Below are 20,677 nucleotides of genomic sequence, written 5' to 3'. Positions count from 1 at the left end.
ATCACACACTTATCAACCGATGTGCATAAACAACTGCTTTTTTTGAAATAGAATGACTAAAAATAAAAAATTGTGGATAAAATAAATCAAATTGTTAACAACCACTAAACATCCGCTGAATAGTTACAATGTATTTATAAAAAAATAATAAGCAAAAGGAGAATCAATAGAATTTCAAGCGCTCACGAAGTAAACGGGTTGTTATTCCTGTTTTATTGGTGTTTTTTAGAGTTCTTAAACCAAGTAAAGTACAAATCATTGCTATAAGTCCAAGCTTAATATGTAACTTGAAATCTCAATCTATACAAACCATGATGAGAAAAACCATTAAATTATTCGGATTATCAGTATGTATAGCATTCATTATATCGTCTTGCGAAACTGCAGAAAAAGAGGGCGTTTATAATATGGAAAAAATTAGAACTGAAATTCAGGCTTTAGAAGATGCTTATTCGGCAGCAGAGGTTGCAAAAGACGCTGATGCAATTATGAAATATTATAGCAAAGAGGCTATAAGTTATAGCCAAAACAAAGAACCTCTTAAAGGTAAAACGGCCATTAGAGAAAGTATTGTAAGTAATATTGCAAACGATTCAATAGAAAATTACAATGAATATAAAGTTGTAGATTTATTTGTAGAGGGTAGTACCGTTGTTGAGGTTGGCTCTTGGATAGAATTTGATGTCGATGGCAACGAAAAGCAAAGCGGAAATTTTATTGCTTATTTTGAAAAACGATACGGAAAATATATTTGCGTGCGTGATATGAGTACAACGAACACTCCTCTTAAGTTAGGTCTGTAAGTTGAAAAATATAATTAGCTAGCTACCACATTTTTTTTTAATATTTAATGTACTTTATTGAAGTTAAAATTCACAAATAGATTTATAAATAATACTGTTTTAAAAAACTTTATAAAAAAACCTCGCTTACGAAATATCGTAAGCGAGTTTTTTTATAAAGAAAAAATAGCTATTTATTTTTTTGCTTTCTTTTTAAATTGGTCAAACTGATCAATTTCTTCTTTTGGCCAGCTATTATTAGATGTATCTACATCGGCAGTTTCTAAATCAGGATCTATTTTAAAACTTTTAATTTCTTGAGTTGACGCAAATATTCTTTTTACAGAAGTATCGTTTTTCATCCATATTTGAGCAGGAAATTTGTGCCTTTCTATTGTTTCATCGGCATAGGTTAGTTCAATAATAATTGGCATAACTAAACCGCCAGGTTTTTCAAATTCAACTTCATAGACATAAGAGGGCACTTCTTTATCAGTATAGGTGTTCATAGCTTTTGAGTTGGCCTCTTCTTTGTTTTCTGTAAGATAAACAAGGTCTCCTATATTCGCAAAATATTCTTTATTCCGTTCTTTTAGAGCAATCGTTTCTTTAGTTGGTTTGTCTGTTAAATACAAAACTTTTACTTTTTTAATACCTATATCGGTTACATCTGTGGTATAAAACCAACCTCTCCAAAACCAGTCTAAGTCCATGCCAGAGGCATCTTCCATAGTTCTAAAAAAATCTTCTGGTGTAGGATGTTTAAACATCCATCTTTGCGCATAGGTTCTAAAAGCATGATCAAATAATTCTGGACCCATAATTGTTTTTCTTAACATATATAAACCAGCAGCAGGTTTGGCGTACGCATTAGATCCAAACTGCATCACGTAATCTCCTTGAGACATAATAGGGGAAATATAATTTTGATTGCCACCCATATATCTTGTAATATTTTTTGCAGGATTTTTTTCAAATAATTTTTTATCGTAGGTTATTTCTGCTAAAATTTCTACAAAAGAATTTAAACCTTCATCCATCCAAGTCCATTGTCTCTCGTCAGAATTTACGATCATCGGAAAAAAATTATGCCCTACTTCATGAATAATAACTCCTAACATTCTTTTTTTTGTTCTATCAGAATAGGTTCCATCTTCGTTTGGGCGTCCGTAATTAAAACAGATCATTGGGTACTCCATTCCCTGTCTTTTTGCATGCACAGAAATAGCTTTCGGATATGGATAATCAAACGTTAATTTAGAATACTCAATAAGCGTATGTGCAACTGCTCTTGTAGAGTGTTCTTCCCATAGCGGGTTTCCTTCTTTTGGGTATAAAGAAACAGCCATTACAGTTTTGCCATTAATATTCGTGGCCATAGCGTCCCAAATATATTTTCTAGAGGATGCAAATGCAAAATCTCTTACTTTTTTTGCTTTAAATTGCCATGTCTTTGTGGTTGTTGAGCGTCCTTTTTCTGCTTTTTCAGCTTCTGCTTGGGTTACAATCATCACAGGATTATCGAACGTTTTTCTAGCTAATTCCCAACGTTTGCGTTGTGTTTTTGTAAGCACATCTTTTTCATTTTGTAAAATTCCTGTGGCATCTACAATATGGTCTGACGGCACTGTTAAGTTTACTTCATAATCCCCAAATTCTAAAGCCCATTCAGAATCTCCCCAAAACTGCATATTTTGCCATCCTTCTACATTATTATAGACCGCTAATCTCGGAAAAAATTGGGCAATTGTGTAATTATTATTTCCGTCAGAAAAATCTTCAAAACCAGAACGACCTCCATCTTTTACAGAATTATTAATTTTATAATTCCATTGAATACTAAATTTAAAAGATTCTCCAGGTAGTAATGCTTTTGGTAAATTAATTCTCATCATGGTGCTATTGATAAAATGAGATAAGGGTTTGCCATCAGTTTCAACTTTTTCTATCTGAAATCCAAATCCTTTATGTTCTTTCATAAAAGAACTTTTAAAACGGTTTGGAGTTAAATAGTTGGGCGTTGATCTGTAAGATTTTTTTAGAGGCGTTTTAGAATTATCTGCTCTAACATTTTGATCTAATTGAACCCATAAATAGTCTAAAACATCTTTAGAATTATTGTAATATGTAATTTTTTCATCACCATAAATTTTGTTCGTACTTTCATCTAAACGAATATTCATTACATAATCAACTTTTTGTTGAGTATACTTCTGTCCTGGGGCGCCAGATGCTGTGTGCTGATCATTAGGCGTTGCCAGAACATCTTTTAATTGCCTAAATTTATTTTGGTCTGTGTGTCCTTGCTGTGTTTCCTTTTTTTCTTGAGCAAAATTAGGTACTGCTATAAATAGAAAAGAAAATGCGAATAAAAATATATTTCTCATTTGTTTTGGTTTCATCGACGAAAATAATAATTAGTAAGTATAGACTCTAAAGAAGAGAGATGTTTTAACAAACTTTTATCATAAAAAAGAAAGGCAATATGAAACCATATTGCCTTTCTTTTTTAAAAAAAAAATTCAGATGAATTTATCCTTTTACTTTTTCTTTAAATTTATCAAATTGGTTTGCTTTCTGTTTAGGAAAACTATTATTTGAAGTATCTACATCGGCCGTTTCTAAATCTGGATCGACCATGATACTTTCTACTTCTTTAGATGAAGAAAACACCTTGGTAATTTCTTTATCGTTGTATCGCCAAATTTGAGCAGGGTACGTTTTTCTTTCTTTAGAACCGTCTTTGTAGGTAAACTCAACAATAATTGGCATTACTAAACCACCTGGCTTATTGTAGGTAATTTCATAATGATATTTAGAGTTTTCATTTTTCTTTGCAAAAGCTAAACCTTCAGAAGCATCTTCTACAAATTCAACAGAACCATCAGTAGTACTTGTTTGATATTTTTTTACATTTTTAATACCAATATCTGTAACATCTGTGGTGTAAAACCATCCTCTCCAGAACCAATCTAAATCAATACCAGAAGCATCTTCCATGGTTCTAAAAAAATCTGCTGGAGATGGACGTTTAAACATCCATCTTTGAGAATAGGTTCTAAATGCGTGGTCAAATAATTCTTTACCCATAATGGTTTCTCTTAAAATCCATAAAGCGGTTGCGGGTTTTCCGTAGGCATTGTTTCCAAATCCGTAAACATGATCTCCTTTAGACATAATGGGTGCTATTTTAGATTGATCTCCTGCCATATATTTTACGATATTTTTAGGATATCCTCTGGTAATCGGGAAGTCTTTATCATACGCTAACTCCGCTAACATTTCTACGTAAGAATTTAAGCCTTCGTCCATCCAAGTCCACTGTCTTTCATCAGAATTTACAATCATCGGAAAAAAGTTATGACCAACTTCATGAATTGTAACTTTTATCATGGTATATTTCACTTTATCAGAATACGTTCCGTCTGCATCTGGTCTTCCGGGATTAAAACAAATCTGCGGATATTCCATTCCCATTTGTCCGTCTACAGAAATTGCTTTATGATACGGATAATCAAACGTGTATTTAGAGTACGTTTTTAAAGTTTGGGCAACAGCTCTTGTAGAATGATCGCCATATAAAGGATTTGCTTCTTTAGAATATAAAGAATACGCCATAACCGTTTTACCATTAATATCTACTGCCATCGCATCCCAAATAAATTTTCTTGAAGTTGCAAATGCATAATCTCTTACCTTTGTTGCCACAAATTTCCAAGTTTTTGTGCCAGTTTTTCGAGATTTTTCAATTTCTTCTGCTTCCTCTTGTGTTCTAATAATTACAGGATTGTCGAACGTTTTTCTCGCTACTTCTAATCTTTTTCTTTCTTTTTTTGATAAAACGTCGTTCTCGTTCTGTAAAACGCCAGTTGCACCCAACATATGATCTTCTGGAACTGTAATATTTACTGTAAAGTCTCCAAATTCTAAAGCAAACTCACTACGTCCCCAGAATTGGTCATTTTGCCAACCTTCTACATTGTCATAAGCACATAATCTTGGGTAAAATTGCGCAATTACATAGCTGTTGTTGCCATCTTTCGGAAAATTCTCATAACCAGATCGTCCGCCATCTGTAATATGATTGTTTATGTTGTACCACCATTTAATACCGAATTCAAAAGTGTCTCCAGAAGCAATAGGTTTTGGTAAATTAATACGCATCATCGTTTGATTAATGGTATACGATAATTTAGAACCATCTTTGTTGGTCACACTCATAATATTAAAGCCACCGTCGAAAGGCTTTTCTATATAATTTTTTTGAAATTTTTCTTCCGTTAATTTTGAAGGAATTTTATCAGTTGTAATATCTGGAGTTTTAGAATCTGCAGCTCTCATGTTCTGGTCTAATTGTAGCCATAAATAAGTAAGTTTGTCAGGAGAATTGTTATGATAGGTAATCATTTCAGAACCTGTAATTCTTGTTTTATCGTCGTCTAAAGTAATGTTCATTACATAGTCAACTTTTTGCTGCGTGTAATCTTTACCAGGTGCACCAGAGGCTGTTCTTTCTGAAGTTGGCGTTGGTAGTTCTTGTTTTAACTGTCTAAATTTGTTTTGATTTGTATGTCCTTCTTTCGCTTTTTGAGCAAAAGAGTTACCAACGAAAACAAGTGAGAACAGTAAAAGGCCGATTTTTTTCATAAATGTTTAAAATTTAATAGTTATTGATTATTTATAGGTCAGTTTTGCAGAATTTTCATTTTTGGTTAACAAAACACTTTTGTGCTTTTTACCAACTTTACATTTCACTAAATTCTGCTGTCCTGAAAAATGATTTGTAAGGATATTGTTTTTAATGTCTAGTGTATTTACTTGGTTAATGTTTTCTATTTCTAGATAAAAATAGACCAGGTCTCCATCGTATTCTTTGCCAATATAATTAAAGTTTTTGTGAATGCCGTCTACTTTAAAATCTAATTTTTGTTGAAGGTATTTTTTAAAATAAACATCGTTATGTTCTAATTCCTTTTTGGTATCTAGCTGTAAATTTATTTCATAATCTTTATTTAAGGCAGTTTCTATGTCATCCATAAAAACATTAATAATTATTTGAATGGAATTTGCTTCGCTCTTAAAATTTATTTGTGTTAAACTTAAATAATATTTGTGCGTAGTTAAGGATAAAGCAGGAATAATAAAAAGTAGTAAGAATCTTCTTTTAAATGTCATTTTTTGTTAGGGTAAAATATAGCGCCAAATTACTCTTTTTTTATGATTTCGAGGTATGGAACGCTTTCATCTCTTAAAATTTTAATTACGTTTAAAAACTTACCTTCTTTATGCAAAGTTTCAATATTTAAAGAATTGCAATATTCTAAAAAATGAAAATATCTATCAAGAGGAATTTTTAGTTCATCAAAGAAAAATTTTTCTCCTAATTCTGATAAAATTTTATAGGGAAACGCTTTTTTTTGTGCTAAATCTTTTCTTAAAGCCCATAAACGTTCAGAATCTTTAGAAGTACTTCCTGTACTAGCTCCACCGCTAGACATTCCCATGGCACCGGACATAGTATTTACAATTGGAGGTCTGGCTAATTCAATCGCATCAATTTTATAATCTTTTTGGCTAAAATCAACATTAGAAAAATCCATTATATTTCTTAACAAGGAATCTTGCACATCTCTTGGTACATCTTTACTATCAATATCTAGTCTGCCCATTAGATTATGTCTTTTTAATTCAAACTCCGATAATGTATAGGTTGCAGATTTTAAGAGTATGGTAAGTTTTTTTTGATTTAAAATACGCTCGGTAATTACTATTATTTTTGGCGTATGTTGCACAGAAGAAACACTCAAAGAATCGCCTTTAGAGACAAAGATTCTAAATAAACCTTGCTCACTAGAAAAAGTTCCTTGTTTTGTTTTAAAATTGATAATATTGGCGTTTTTAATAATGCCAGTAGAATCTAGCACTTTACCTGTAATTAATTTTCTTTTCTCTTGAGACAAGAGAGCGTTGGATAGAGAAATTATAAATATAGCAAAGAGTACTTTTTTCAATCTTTTATAATTTTATGGTAAGAGAGACTTTCAGTTCTTAAAATTTTAATTAGCTCTAAAAGTTTGCCTTCTTTATGCAAGGTTTCAATATTTAAAGAATTGCAATATTCTAAAAAATGGAAATACCTATCAACAGGAATTTTTAGTTCATCAAAGAAAAATTTTTCTCCTAATTCTGATAAAATTTTATAGGGAAATGCTTTTTTTTGTGCTAAATCTTTCCTTAAAGCCCATAGTTTTGCAGAACCTCGAAACGGCATCACTATTGCAGCGCCAGCGCCAATCATTCCTATGGCACCAGCCATTGTGTTTACAATTGGTGGTCTGGCTTCATCAATAGCATCAATCTCAAAATCTTTTTGAATAAAATCTACATTAGAAAAATCCATTACATTTCTTAACAAAGAATCTTGCACATTTTTGGGTACATCTTTGCTATCAATGCCTAATCTACCCATTAAATTATGTCTTTTTAACTCAAATTCTGTTAACGTATAGGTTGCGGCTTTTAAGAGTACGTTAAGGTCTTTTTGATCTAAAATACGTTCGGTAATTACTATTATTTTTGGCGTATGTTGCACAGAAGAAACACTTAAAGAATCGCCTCTAGAGACAAAGATTCTAAATAAACCTTGCTCACTAGAAAAAGTTCCTTGCTTTGTTTTAAAGTTGATGATGTTGGCATTTTTAATAATACCCGTAGAATCTAATACTTTACCTGTAATTAATTTTCTTTTTTCTTGAGAAAAAAGAGACATAGACAGCGCACATAACAATGCGCATAGCAGTAATTTCTTTAGCATAGTTTTAGTTGGTTGGAACAAATTTCGTTTTTTTCTACAAGCAAGTTAATAAATGGATTCTAAATTTATGTTAAAAACATTAATTTTTATTCAGGACACTAATTTTTATGGTGTCTTTTTGAAGAAATGTTTTGCTTTGGGTCATTAAAATTCTCGTTAGTTGTAAATGTTCATTTTTATTAAAGTGGTAAATGATATTTCTTTTATGACAATAATTTAAAAATTGATGGATGTTTTCTTGTTTGATGTGCAAATCTGTGATGAAAAAATCATCGGTATATTGTTTTCTAATTTTAGAGAGTGCGGTATCTTCTAAAGTAAATTTTTGTAATTCTTTTCTACGTTTATGAGTGCCGTTTAAAGCGTTGATTAAATTATCTAGATCCACAACACCACCTGATTTTATTTTGAAAATAGCGTAGTCTTTTTTGGCTTTAGTATTTGCATAAGGCAAGTTTAATGTGGTTGCATTTACAGTTGGTGGTGGCATAATTTCTGGATCTATGTAGAAAATACTTCTAGGTTTTTCGAGGGTTATTTCATCTAAGGCGTATGTTCTTTCTTCAAGATCTATTTCAATTGTAGTGTCGGATACCATTTTTTGAGTAACGGTGATTTCTTGTATCTCTAAATTTAAATGAGAGAAGGCTAATGTATCGCCACTAAAAACTGGGATTTCGAAAAACCCAAGATCATTCGTAATAGTTCCTTGTTTCGCGGTTTTGTTTACAATATGCACATCAGAAACAACAGATTTATGAATAAACACGTATCCCGAAATTGTTTTTCTCTTTTCTTGACCCGCTGCAATCATTGAGAAAAAAACAGCAAAGAGTAGTAGATGGTTTTTCATAGTAGCAAAGAAAAGAGGTAGAACTCTTAAAATTCTATTAATAGAATCGTAAACTTTTGTTAAACGATATGAGTATTGTAAATTTTATGCAGATTTTAAGAAATCAGATTCCAAAAAAATGATTTATTTTTGTTGTATGAAAAAAATGGTGATTGCGAGTACATCAACTATTTATGGGAGTGGATATTTAGAATATTTATTACCAACATTAGAAGTTTTTTTTGCGGATGTAAAAACGGTTCTCTTTATTCCGTATGCAAGACCTGGCGGAATTTCTTATGACGAATACACACAAATTGTAAAAAAAGCATTTGCTACAATTCAGATTGATGTTCAAGGAATTCATCAATTTAAAAACCCAAAAGAAGCTTTAAAAAGTGCCGAAGCTATTTTTACAGGAGGAGGAAACACTTTTGAATTGGTGAATCAGTTATACGCAAACGATATTTTATCTACCTTAAAAAAAGTTTTAGAAAACGGAACGCCTTATTTAGGGACCAGTGCAGGTAGCAATATTTGTGGTGTTAATATGATGAACACCAATGATATGCCAATTGTGTATCCGCCGAGTTTTACAACGTTAGGCTGTATTCCTTTTAATATAAACGCGCATTATTTAGATCCTTTACTTGGTTCTAAACATAAAGGTGAAACCAGAGAAACAAGAATTAAAGAGTTTCATGTTTTTAATACTATTGATGTTTTAGGGTTGCGAGAAGGAAGTTGGTTAAACGTTTTAGGAGATACAATTACCTTGAAAGGCGAATTTACTGCTCGTTTATTTCGACAAAACAAAGTGCCTGTTGAGTTAAATTCTAATGAGTTTTTAAATTTTCATTGATTTAGCTCTCTATTAAGTGAAGGAAAATGTTTTTTAAAAAATACTTTGCAAACCTTTAGGATAAAGTGAAGCACAAAGTTCAGAAATTTTCCTCGAAATAACCCCAATAAAGCTCCGTGAATCTCTCTGCTTTTCTCTGCGAATCTCGGTGTAAACCAAAATAAAGTATAAATTTTTTCAGAAAAGAAGTAACATAAAAACTATGTGAACCTCTGTGAATCTCTGTGCTTTTCTCTGTGTAAAACTAAAACGTAATATTGACAAAACTTTTAAAAAAAACACAAAGAAAAACTCTGCAAAACTTTGTGTAAAAAGACACACAAAGTTCACAAAGTTTTTTCGCAAAGAATAAAAATCAATGAATTTCTATGTAATATTTTGTAAGATTAGTGTTTAACGACTAATACGTAACATAATCTACAATTTCTAGACCATACCCAATCATACCAACTCTTTTAGTTTGTTGTGTATTGGTTACTAATTTTAATTTACTGATGTTTAAATCATGTAAAATTTGTGCACCAATTCCGAAATCTCTTTGGTCCATGCTCATTGCAGGCGCTTTTAATTCACCTTTTTTCTGATTTTCTTTCAACAAAGACAATCTACTCAATAAATTTTTAGATTGATATTGCTGGTTGATAAACAAAATAGCCCCTTTTCCTTCCTCATTGATAACCCGAAACATTTGATCAAGTTTTTTGTCGGCATTATTTGTTAGGGTTCCTAAAATATCATTGTTTACCAAGGTCGAATTTATTCGTGTTAAAACGCTTTCTTCGTGCGTCCAAGAACCTTTTGTTAGCGCAATATGAACTTGATCATTAGTAGTTTGTTGGTAAGCTCTTAACCTAAAACTACCAAAACGAGTTTCAATTTCAAAATCTTCTTTCTTTTCAATTAAAGAATCATGTTCCATTCTATACGCAACCAAATCTTCTATGGAAACAATTTTAATATCAAACTTTTCAGCCACTTTTAATAGTTGAGGTAAACGAGCCATGGTACCGTCTTCGTTCATAATCTCAACAATAACGCCTGCAGGTTGTAAACCCGCCAAACGTGCAAAATCGATAGCCGCTTCTGTATGCCCTGTTCTTCGTAAAACACCGCCTTCTTTTGCCTTTAAAGGAAAAATATGGCCAGGTCTTGCCAGCTCAAAAGGCTTTGTATCCTCATTAATTAAAGCTTGTATGGTTAACGCTCTATCTGAAGCAGAAATACCCGTAGTTACTCCTTTTCCACGTAAATCTACAGAGACTGTAAATCCAGTTTCCATGGGGTCTGTGTTGTTCGCTACCATCATGCCCAACTCTAATTCTTTACAACGTTTTTCTGTTAAGGGTGCGCAAATTAAACCACGACCATGCGTTGCCATAAAGTTGATCATTTCTGGAGTTGTTTTTTCTGCAGCCGCTAAAAAATCGCCCTCATTTTCGCGGTTTTCATCATCAACAACAATAATAATTTTACCATTTCTAATGTCGTTAATTGCCTCTTCTATTGTATTTAATTGCGTACTTTTTTGCTGATTTGCTGTGGTCATATTTGATCCCTTTTTTTGGGTAGTATTTTTTTAAATAAATTGATAATCGGTTGTAAGAAAGAATCAAGATTAAAGATTCCTTTATCTTTTGTGGCTCTTCTTGTTAGTAATATAGCAACAGGTACCATAATAATGGCTGAAACCCAAGAACCCAAAAATGCAGTAATTGAACTTTCTTCTGCCAGGTTTTTACCAAATGTATTGGTAAAAAAATAGATTACATATACGGCAATGGCTAAAATCATCGGCATCCCGAATCCTCCTTTTCTAATAATAGAGCCTAAAGGCGCGCCAATAAAGAATAAGATGATACAGGATAACGAAAATGCCATTCGGTTATAATACTCTGTATCATAAAAGTTGAGTACTTTTCTATGCCATTTAATAGATGCATTGCTATTTTTAAGAGAACTTACCACTCTGCTTGTTTTTGTAATTGCGGCATTTAGAATTGTAATCTTTTCTTGTAATTCAAAATTATGAATCGGAATGCTATCTAGTTTCTTATTTTTTAACGAATCTGGATAGTTGTATAATTCTTTTGCTTGCGTACTTATAAATATATTTTTAGCTTTTAATTCTAAAACTTCATCATATTTGTTTTTTAGCTTTGGGATGGTATCTTTAATATGTCCTAAAGTAAACATCATGGGGCTCCCTTTTGTGTTTATAGAGTCGAGAGTTCCGTTGTCTAAAGCATCGCCAATATCAATATTAAATTCATATTCGTCAAAAGTGGCATTAGAAGCCGCCATTTTTTTTCTTTTAAGCGTAGTTCTTGCAGATTTTACATGCTCTTCATAATAGTAACCATCATATAAAATAAAGGTCATATATCTACTGCCTTCTTTACTAACAATTTTTCCTCTCTCTGCGGTAATTACTTTTTGATTGCCTCTATTTCCTTTTAGATCGTAGATTAAAACGTTCTTTAAAAGATTCTCGTTTTCGCCATATTTTTCATCAAATTTAATTTGATATCCAGGAATGTCTGCATTAAAGCTACCCGGAATTAAAGCCATAGCAGGTTTTTTCTTTTTGATATTTAAATACAGGTTTTTCTGTTTTAAATTGGCGTACGGAAAAATATTATTTAGAAAGAAAAAGTTAAGCACACTTAAAGCAATTGCTAAAACTCCCATAGGTCTTACCAAACGTTGTAGAGAAATTCCGGCAGATTTGGCAGCCGCAAATTCGTAATTTTCACTCAAATTACCCAGAGCCATAATTGATGACAACAAGACACCAATTGGCAGTGCTTGCGGAATAATCATTAAAGTAGTGTAGTATAAAAATTTTAGTATAAATATAATGCTAATCCCTTTACCTGCAATGTTTTCAAATGCTTGCCACAAAGCCTGCATCACCAAAACAAAAAGTACGATTAGAAAAGTAGCTATAAAAGGTACTAAAAAACTCTTTAAGATGTATTTGTCTAGAATTTTCATAAAAAACAAAAGTAGCCGCTAAAAAAATAAAACGCTACTAATTTTCTGTTAATTGAAATTATTAATCAATGGTGTAATTTTGACTCAAATATTTTTGCTTATCAAACGTAAAAAAGTTTTCAGATAAAGGCTGATTACTTTTAAAGGTAGTAATGGTAAAACTAGTTTTAGAGCCATTAGATCCTGTTTGAATTAGCTTGTAAATATGTTTTGTTTTTGCATCGATACCTAGTTCTACTTTTACGATATCAGACTCACTATCCATTGGGTTTAGCGTTACAAACTGAATTTTTCTACCATTCATGTTTTCTAAAAGTCCCATTTCAAAATTATAACCTTCTTTATAAAAAGTTAATAATTTAGATGGGTAAATAAAACCATCATCGCCCCCTAAATCGCCATCAGTAATAGAAATTTCTTTTTCGTCAGTATTAATTACATATAATTTTTTACCATCAAAAATAAACCTGTTTCCTAAATAATTTAAGCTGTATTTTTCGTCTTTTAAATTAATTTCGCCTCTTATTGGTGGTTCATCTCCTTCCATAATACCTGCATCTTCATTACTTAAAGTTTGGCTAAACCCTAAATACATGTTTTTATAGGCACTCATTTTTGTTGAAACTTCATCTAATAAAGATTTTGCTTCTTTTGAGTTTTGAGAAAAAGTGATACTCGTTAAAAATAAACTTAAAAATAGAATTGTTATTTTTTTCATGTTTTTGTCATTATCACTCTACAACATGTAGCGTGTTATTAGTTCTTTTCGTTTTCTAGTAGTTGCTCTAACGCTAAAAAATCAGGAACCAAAACTTGTCTTGCTTTGCTACCTTCAAATCCGCCTACAATACCGGCCGCTTCTAATTGATCAATCAATCTTCCTGCTCTATTGTAGCCTAATTTTAATTTTCTTTGTAGTAAAGAGGCAGAACCTTGTTGCGCTGTTACAATAATTTCTGCAGCATCTTTAAATAGTTTGTCTCTATCGGCTATATCTATATCAATACTTGTGCCATTTTCATCGTCTATATATTCTGGCAGTAAATAGGCGTCGGCATAAGCTTTTTGAGAACCAATAAAGTCAGTAATTTTTTCGACTTCTGGGGTGTCTACAAAAGCACATTGAATTCTTTTTATCTCATTTCCGTTGGTATAAAGTAAATCTCCACGACCAATTAATTGATCGGCGCCACCCGCATCTAAAATAGTTCTAGAATCTATTTTTGAGGTAACTCTAAAGGCTATTCTTGCCGGAAAGTTAGCTTTAATAATCCCTGTAATCACGTTTACAGAAGGCCTTTGTGTTGCTACAATTAAATGGATTCCTATTGCTCTTGCCAATTGTGCTAAACGTGCAATTGGTGTTTCTACCTCTTTACCAGCAGTCATAATTAAATCGGCAAATTCATCAATAACCAAAACAATATATGGTAAAAATTGATGACCATCATTCGGATTTAGTTTGCGCTGTTTAAACTTTACATTATACTCCTTAATATTTCGCACCATTGCATTTTTTAGCAAATCATAGCGATTGTCCATTTCTATACACAAAGAATTTAAAGTGTGTACAACTTTGGTGGTATCTGTAATAATAGCTTCTTCTGCGCCAGGTAATTTTGCTAAATAATGGCGTTCAATCTTATTGAATAATGTTAATTCTACTTTCTTCGGATCTACCAAAACAAACTTAACTTCTGCAGGATGTTTTTTATATAAGAGAGATGTAAGTACTGCATTTAAACCAACAGATTTTCCTTGACCTGTTGCACCAGCCATTAGTAAGTGCGGCATTCTAGCTAAATCTACTACAAAAGTTTCGTTAGAAATTGTTTTTCCTAAAGCAATGGGCAATTCCATTTGAGACTCCTGAAATCTCTTGGATGCAATGGCAGAATGCATTGAAACAACGGTAGATTTTTTATTAGGTACTTCAATACCAATGGTTCCTTTGCCAGGAATTGGTGCAATAATTCTAATGCCTAAAGCGGATAAAGACAATGCAATATCATCTTCTAAATTTTTTATTTTTGAAATTCTAATTCCGGCTTCTGGTACAATTTCATACAAAGTAATTGTGGGGCCAACGGTTGCTTTTATTTCTGCAATACCAATTTTATAATTCTTTAAAGTTTCTACAATTCGGTTTTTATTGGCTTCTAATTCTTCAGGATCTATAGAAATACTTTCGTTGTATTGTTTTAATAGATTAAAGGTAGGAAAACGGTAATTTGACAATTCTAAAGTAGGATCAAATTCGCCAAAATCTTTTAAAAGTTTATCAGATAAGTTTTCTGTAGAATGTTCTTCCTCTCTGCCAACAGCCACATCAATGCCCATATCGTTCATATCTGCAACCATTTCTTCTATTTGAGAGTCTTGAGCAGGTTTTTTATCAACTTGTAAGGTAATTTCTTCTTTGTTTTTTACTACTTCAGAATGTTTAGAAATAGTCGGTTTTAAATTGTCTACAGATAATTCAAATTCAGATTTTTCTTTCTTTTCTTCCTGTTTAGGAGCTGTAACTTTCTGAGAAGATTTTTTTGGTTGTTCTTTTTCTTCCGTTTTTTTGGTTATTTTTTCTTCGGATGTATTCTTTGTTTCTGCCAATTCATTCGCTTCTCTTTCTGCTCTTTTTTGCTTTACCTTTTCGATAAAAGCATCTAAAGTTACGCGGTAACGAATGACTAAATACGTGATTAATAAAAACACTAAAATAATAACAAGACCTGTTTTACCTGTAAAAGTTTGAGCAAAATCATTTACTTCAAAACCGATAACACCTGATAAAAGTGCGTATTTGTGATGCATGAAACCGAAAGAAATAGAAATCCATAACATAACAAGTAAACCCCAATTCCAAGAAATAATAATTTTAGAAAGTTTCTTTTTTATCAATATATAAAAACCTGATAAAAAAATCTGAAAAGCGATTGTAAAAGCGGCAATACCAAAACCGTCATAAATGAAAAAATGACTTAAACTAGCGCCAATTTTACCTAATAAGTTTTTGCTTTTAACTGTTTTATCTGCCAATTGATTTAAACCACTTTGGTCGTCTTGCCAACTGAAGAAAAACGAAATAAAGGCAATGCATAAAAAAAGCGAAAACAACATGAAAAAGAAACCCAGAATGGTTTGTGCTTGTCTTGATTTTAAAAAAGAAAAAACAACAGATTTCTTTTCTTTAGAATTTGTTGCTTTTTTTAGGATTTGTTTTTGATCAGCCATTAAAAATTAAAGTCTATTTCGTTTTTAAATATAGTGTATTTAAAACAACAAAGTGATTCTAGGAATGTAAATAATACCTGCAATAATTAAAGAAATTAAAGCTGCAAATGTGGGTGCACCTGCAGCAATATCTTTAATCAATCCTATTTTTACGTGAAATTCTGGGTGAATAAAATCGGCAACTTCTTCTATCGCAGAGTTTGCCGCTTCTGCCACCAATACCAAGCCAATGGCTAAAAATTGAACTGCCCACTCCATGGCGTCAATATCAAAATAAAAGCCTAAGATAGTAGCAATAAATGCAAAAAATAATTGCGCTTTAATGCTGTCTTCTGTAGAAACCAAAATCCATAAGCCTTTAAAAGCAAATTTTAAACTTCGTATTCTACCTCTTATAAAGCTATCTTTAGGGTTTTTCATTTTAAACAGCTTTTAAAGCAGCTAGGTAATTAGGTTCGTTTGCAATTTCAGAAACCTGTTCTGTATACTTAATGCTACCTTTCTCGTCTAGAATAATAATAACTCTAGAGTGCAAGTGCGCTAAAGGTCCGTTTTCGATTTCAAGTCCATACTCTTTACCAAAACTACCTGTTGCAAAATCTGATAACATTACAACATTATCAAGACCTTCTGCAGCGCAAAAACGAGCTTGCGCAAATGGTAAATCTTTAGAAATACATAAAATAACCGTGTTTTTTAATTCTGAAGCATTTTTATTAAATTCTCTTACAGACATGGCACAAGTACCAGTGTCTACACTAGGAAATATGTTTAGAATAATGTTTTTACCAGCAAAATCAACCAAGCTTTTGTGTGATAAATCTACTGCTGTTAATGTGAAGTTTGGGGCGTTCGTTCCTACTTCTGGTAAGTTGCCAATTGTGTTTATTGCGTTTCCTTTTAAAGTGATATTTGCCATGTTTATATATTTTTTAGGATACCAAAAGTACAGTTTTTTATCGAACCTCCATCTTTTAAAATAGCACATTTCTTGTTAAAAAGCGTTTGTTTTAATCGAGAAAAAAACTGTTATGATGTTTCCAATAAATTTTTGTGGATGCAAACGTTCTTGCTAAAACAAGAATTTAAACATAGAAAATTGAGTTGTAAATAATTTGGCAACCATAAAATTATAGAAATAAATTTATCATTTTACTTTTAATAATGTAAGTTTTAAAAGATGGTTTATTCAGTATCTTCGCATCTTGAAAAATCACTAAAATTGAATATTACCCAATACACATCAGAATTTAAGTATAATTGGAAACTTGCAGCGCCCGTAATGTTAGGAATGTTAGGGCATACCTTTGTGAGTTTTGTAGACAATATTATGGTAGGCCAACTAGGAACCGCAGAATTAGCAGCGGTTTCTTTGGGAAATAGTTTTATGTTTATTGCCATGTCTATAGGTATCGGTTTTTCTACGGCAATTACGCCTTTGGTAGCAGAAGCAGATGCTTCTAATAATTTTAAAGAAGTAAAATCTGCTTATAAGCATGGGTTGTTTTTATGCACAACAATCGGAATTCTGTTATTTTTATTAGTTTTTTATTCAAAGCCATTCATGTATTTGATGCAACAACCAGAAGAGGTGGTAGAATTGGCAATTCCGTATTTAAATTTAGTGGCAGTTTCTTTAATTCCGTTGGTTGTTTTTCAGGCGATAAAACAATTTAGTGACGGAATGTCGATGACAAAATACCCAATGTATGCCACTTTACTTGCCAATATTGTAAATGTATTTTTTAACTATGTTTTAATTTTTGGTAAATTAGGTTTTCCAGAAATGGGTATTGTTGGTGCTGCATATGGTACTTTGGCATCGCGTATTATTATGGTTATTTATTTATGGGCTTTGTTAAGATATAAAGAGCGTTCTAGAGAAATTGTTAGAAATATAAAGTTCTTTGTTTTAGATGGTTTTATGATCAAAAAAATTCTGAATTTAGGTTCTTTAACGGCCATGCAAATGTTTTTTGAAGTCGCTATTTTTACCGCTGCTATTTGGTTGAGTGGTTTGTTGGGTAAAAATCCACAAGCCGCAAACCAAATTGCGTTGAATTTATCTTCGATGACTTTTATGGTTGCAATCGGTTTAAGCGCGGCCTGTATGATAAGAATAGGGAATCAAAAAGGTTTGCAAAACTATAGAGAATTGCGCAGAATTGCCTTTTCTATTTTTTTATTAGGAATTTTGCTAGCGCTATTTTTTGCGATTATATTCTTTGTTTTTCATAAAAGCTTACCCAATATCTATATGGATTTAAATGATTCTGAAAATTATATAGATAATATGGAAGTAGTTTCTATTGCTTCGGATTTATTATTAGCCGCCGCCTTTTTTCAGATTTCAGATAGTATTCAGGTTGTGTTTTTAGGCGCTTTGCGAGGTTTACAAGATGTAAAAATACCTACAATTCTTACTTTTATTTCTTATTGGGTAGTTGGTTTTCCTGTTTCTTACTTTTTAGGTAAAGAAGAAATGTATGGTAGTTTTGGTATTTGGCTAGGTTTATTGGCTGGTTTAACAACGGCTTCTGTTTTATTGTTTATCAGGTTTAATAGGCTGTCTTTAAAACTGATTGCAGAGAAGGATAAAGAAGTGCTAATTGTTAAGAATTAAAAGTTTTGAGTTGGGTTTAGGTATTTGTTTTGTACTGCAAGCAATAACGTTTTTTGTACGAACACTTAATTCATCAATTTTAATGAAAGATTTGAAAAATTATTCCCAAAGCTAACAGTAATTTTTAAAGTCTTTTAATACTCTAAAGAAACGAAGTTATTTAAATCTCAAAAAAGAAATTATCTTTTTAAATGTTCAATAATATTTTTACGTTCCTTAAAGTACAATTACAGAAACCCTTTCTAAAAGTTGAACATGAATAGCAAATAATTCTTTATTATATTTTAAGAAGATTAGCAGAATGTCCTTTTATTATTAAGAAGAAATTAAACTACTATTTTAAACGGTAATATTATTTAAGCGTGATTTTTATTTCAAAACTTTTTTTCTTGGGTAAGATTAATTTTTTACCGATGTTCTCATTCTTATAGCTATGTGAAGGATAAAACTGCTTTGTAGAGGGTGATCTTGTTACTAGTAAATGTAAAATCAAAAAGAAATAAATAAGTTAAAAAGACTTATACCTTAATTTTTTTTAAGATATTTATTTTTTTAAGCGCTAAATGTTTTAAAAAGGTAATAAAAATAGACAAATTATAAAGAATTTATAATTATCTAAAAAGTGATGAAAATTATCATCAATATGTATAAAAGTTTTACGTAAGTTCTTGAAATAGTGTAATTTTGTGCTCTAAATATTTAATATTAATTTAAAAATTATCTATTGAAAGAAGACTATCATAAATGGTATTCACCAACACTTAATAAAGATATTGAAATGTTGGTTTTTGGGCACGCTGGGTATCCTTTGGTATTATTTCCAACAACTAGCGGGCGTTTTTACGAGTGCAGAGATTTTAAACTTATAGAATCGGCAAAATGGTTTTTAGAAGAAGGTTTGGTGCAAATTTATTGTCCAGATTCAATTAACGAATTAAGTTGGTATGATAAAGGAATCCATCCTGCAGATCGGGTAAAAAATCATGTTTGGTATGATCAATTTATTATGGATGAAGTTGTAAATCCTATTTGTCAAGAAAGAGGAATTCAGAAAGTAGCCATTGCGGGCGTCAGTTTTGGAGGCTATCACGCGGCAAATTTTGCTTTTAAACATCCAGAAAGAGTAAGCCATATGTTTAGTTTAAGTGGTTCTTTTGATATCAAATCTTTTTTAGATGGGTATTATGACGATACTGTTTTCTATAACAATCCTGTAGATTTCTTACCAGGAAGTACTCATTCTGAACTTTGGAATATGAAAATTATTTTGGGTACAAGTGATTGGGATATTTGTTTAGAAGCAAATAAAACATTGGCAAAAATATTAACGGATAAAAACATTCCGTTTTGGTTTGATGAAAGAAAATGGGCAGAACACGATTGGCCTATTTGGAGACAAATGTTTCCGCACTATTTATCAACCATTTAAAAAAAGTCAACAAACACAAATAACAATATATTTAGTATTATGAAAAAAATTGGAATTTTATTCGGACAAGAAAACACGTTTCCTCAAGCTTTTATAGACAGAGTGAATCAGAAAATTGAAGCAGAAGGCATTAAAGATATAATGGCAGAAGCTGTATTAATTGAAACTGTAGAGCAGGGAAGATCTGATGAATATGCTGTAATTATTGATAGAATTTCGCAAGATGTTCCGTTTTATAGAGCCTTTTTAAAAAATGCTGCAATTACAGGAACTGCTGTGATTAACAATCCTTTTTGGTGGAGTGCAGATGAAAAATTTTTTAACAATGCATTGGCTGAAAAAGTAGGGGTTCCGGTTCCAAAAACATTTATTTTACCTTCTTCTCAAAGACCTCCTGATACGGATGAAAACTCTTTTAGAAATATGAAATATCCTTTTAATTGGGATAAAATGTTTGATACGGTTGGTTTTCCTGCGTATATGAAACCTCACGATGGTGGTGGTTGGAAGAGTGTTTATAGAGTTGAAAACCCAGAGGATTTATGGAAAAAACATGGCGAAACAGAACATTTAGTGATGATGTTGCAAGAGGAAATAGACTTTAAAGAATACTTTAGATGTTATGTTTTAGGAACTAATAATGTACATATTATGCAATATGAGCCAAGAAATCCGCATCATTTGCGCTATGTTTTAGATGGCGATCCTGTAGACCAAAAAATATTAGATACGGTTCATGAGTATTGTATCCGTTTAAACAAAGCGTTGGGCTATGACTTTAATACGGTAGAATTTGCGGTAAAAGATGGCATTCCGTATGCAATTGATTTTTGTAATCCTGCGCCAGATGCAGATATTAATTCGGTAGGTGCAGACAATTTTGAGTGGATTGTTGAGAATGCTGCAAACATGGCAATTGAAAAAGCAAAACAGTACAAAAAAGGACAAATGAACCTTACTTGGGGAAGTTTTGTAACCGATCAAATAGCTCCAAAAGCGCCAAAAGTTGCTGCAAAGGCACCTGCAAAGAAAGTGGCCGTAAAAAAAGCGCCCGTTAAAAAAGTGGTTGCTAAAAAAGTGCCTGCTAAAAAGAAATCAATTAAAAAGTAA

General features: G+C 31.7%; 17 protein-coding genes. 5 read left to right on the top strand and 12 right to left on the bottom strand.

Going from position 1 to position 20,677, the window contains the following annotated elements:
• Positions 1-314: 314 nt before the first annotated feature.
• Positions 315-803, top strand: coding sequence for a YybH family protein (locus ES044_RS06850; RefSeq protein ID WP_189663214.1), 489 nt, complete (start codon positions 315-317; stop codon positions 801-803).
• Positions 804-976: 173 nt separating this feature from the next.
• Here the strand turns inward: ES044_RS06850 and ES044_RS06845 are convergent, their stop codons facing one another.
• The 6 genes from ES044_RS06845 to ES044_RS06820 all read right to left on the bottom strand — a co-directional run bounded on the left by ES044_RS06845 (position 977) and on the right by ES044_RS06820 (position 8,449).
• Complete coding sequence (locus ES044_RS06845) at positions 977-3,169, bottom strand: M1 family metallopeptidase (RefSeq protein WP_147118587.1); 2,193 nt, start codon at positions 3,167-3,169, stop codon at positions 977-979.
• Positions 3,170-3,314: 145 nt separating this feature from the next.
• Complete coding sequence (locus ES044_RS06840; RefSeq protein ID WP_147118586.1) at positions 3,315-5,429, bottom strand: M1 family metallopeptidase; 2,115 nt, start codon at positions 5,427-5,429, stop codon at positions 3,315-3,317.
• Positions 5,430-5,456: 27 nt separating this feature from the next.
• A complete protein-coding gene (locus tag ES044_RS06835; protein WP_189663213.1) occupies positions 5,457-5,957 on the bottom strand; it encodes a DUF6702 family protein in 501 nt (166 codons plus the stop codon).
• A gap of 29 nt (positions 5,958-5,986) precedes the next feature.
• Positions 5,987-6,793 carry a hypothetical protein gene (locus tag ES044_RS06830; protein WP_147118585.1) on the bottom strand — a complete coding sequence of 269 codons (807 nt, stop codon included), beginning with the start codon at positions 6,791-6,793 and terminating at the stop codon, positions 5,987-5,989.
• Positions 6,790-7,596, bottom strand: a complete 807-nt coding sequence (locus ES044_RS06825; RefSeq protein ID WP_147118584.1) for a hypothetical protein — start codon at positions 7,594-7,596, stop codon at positions 6,790-6,792. The genes ES044_RS06830 and ES044_RS06825 overlap by 4 nt, the downstream gene beginning before the upstream one ends.
• 79 nt (positions 7,597-7,675) lie before the next feature.
• Positions 7,676-8,449: a carboxypeptidase-like regulatory domain-containing protein gene (locus tag ES044_RS06820; protein ID WP_147118583.1), complete on the bottom strand. Its 774-nt coding sequence runs from the start codon at positions 8,447-8,449 to the stop codon at positions 7,676-7,678.
• Positions 8,450-8,585: 136 nt separating this feature from the next.
• Here ES044_RS06820 and pepE point away from each other — a divergent pair, with 136 nt between their 5' ends.
• Positions 8,586-9,290 (top strand): dipeptidase PepE, encoded by a 705-nt coding sequence (pepE, locus tag ES044_RS06815; protein ID WP_147118582.1) that lies wholly within the window; start codon positions 8,586-8,588, stop codon positions 9,288-9,290.
• A 400-nt stretch (positions 9,291-9,690) separates the two neighbouring features.
• On the opposite strand, the gene ribB is transcribed toward pepE, so the two are convergent.
• From ribB to tpx, 6 genes are all read right to left on the bottom strand, one after another.
• A complete protein-coding gene (gene ribB / locus ES044_RS06810) occupies positions 9,691-10,836 on the bottom strand; it encodes a 3,4-dihydroxy-2-butanone-4-phosphate synthase (RefSeq protein ID WP_147118581.1) in 1,146 nt (381 codons plus the stop codon).
• Positions 10,833-12,284, bottom strand: coding sequence for an LptF/LptG family permease (locus ES044_RS06805; protein WP_147118580.1), 1,452 nt, complete (start codon positions 12,282-12,284; stop codon positions 10,833-10,835). The genes ribB and ES044_RS06805 overlap by 4 nt, the downstream gene beginning before the upstream one ends.
• 61 nt (positions 12,285-12,345) lie before the next feature.
• Positions 12,346-13,002 (bottom strand): LolA family protein, encoded by a 657-nt coding sequence (locus ES044_RS06800; protein ID WP_147118579.1) that lies wholly within the window; start codon positions 13,000-13,002, stop codon positions 12,346-12,348.
• Positions 13,003-13,040: 38 nt separating this feature from the next.
• Complete coding sequence (locus ES044_RS06795; RefSeq protein WP_147118578.1) at positions 13,041-15,515, bottom strand: FtsK/SpoIIIE family DNA translocase; 2,475 nt, start codon at positions 15,513-15,515, stop codon at positions 13,041-13,043.
• A gap of 39 nt (positions 15,516-15,554) precedes the next feature.
• Positions 15,555-15,935 (bottom strand): diacylglycerol kinase family protein, encoded by a 381-nt coding sequence (locus tag ES044_RS06790; RefSeq protein WP_147118577.1) that lies wholly within the window; start codon positions 15,933-15,935, stop codon positions 15,555-15,557.
• 1 nt (position 15,936) lies between these two features.
• A complete protein-coding gene (gene tpx / locus ES044_RS06785) occupies positions 15,937-16,434 on the bottom strand; it encodes a thiol peroxidase (protein ID WP_147118576.1) in 498 nt (165 codons plus the stop codon).
• A 261-nt stretch (positions 16,435-16,695) separates the two neighbouring features.
• On the opposite strand from tpx, the gene ES044_RS06780 reads away from it, so the two are divergent.
• From ES044_RS06780 to ES044_RS06770, 3 genes are all read left to right on the top strand, one after another.
• Positions 16,696-18,138 (top strand): MATE family efflux transporter, encoded by a 1,443-nt coding sequence (locus tag ES044_RS06780; RefSeq protein WP_147118575.1) that lies wholly within the window; start codon positions 16,696-16,698, stop codon positions 18,136-18,138.
• 724 nt (positions 18,139-18,862) lie between these two features.
• Positions 18,863-19,567, top strand: coding sequence for an esterase family protein (locus tag ES044_RS06775; protein WP_147118574.1), 705 nt, complete (start codon positions 18,863-18,865; stop codon positions 19,565-19,567).
• Between the two features lie 39 nt (positions 19,568-19,606).
• Positions 19,607-20,677 carry a RimK family alpha-L-glutamate ligase gene (locus ES044_RS06770; protein WP_147118573.1) on the top strand — a complete coding sequence of 357 codons (1,071 nt, stop codon included), beginning with the start codon at positions 19,607-19,609 and terminating at the stop codon, positions 20,675-20,677.

This window comes from Polaribacter sp. IC066, from assembly GCF_007997085.1.
Taxonomy (GTDB): Bacteria; Bacteroidota; Bacteroidia; order Flavobacteriales; family Flavobacteriaceae; genus Polaribacter.
Note: the sequence above shows the minus strand (reverse complement) of the source record. Positions and strands in the feature narration are given on the sequence as shown.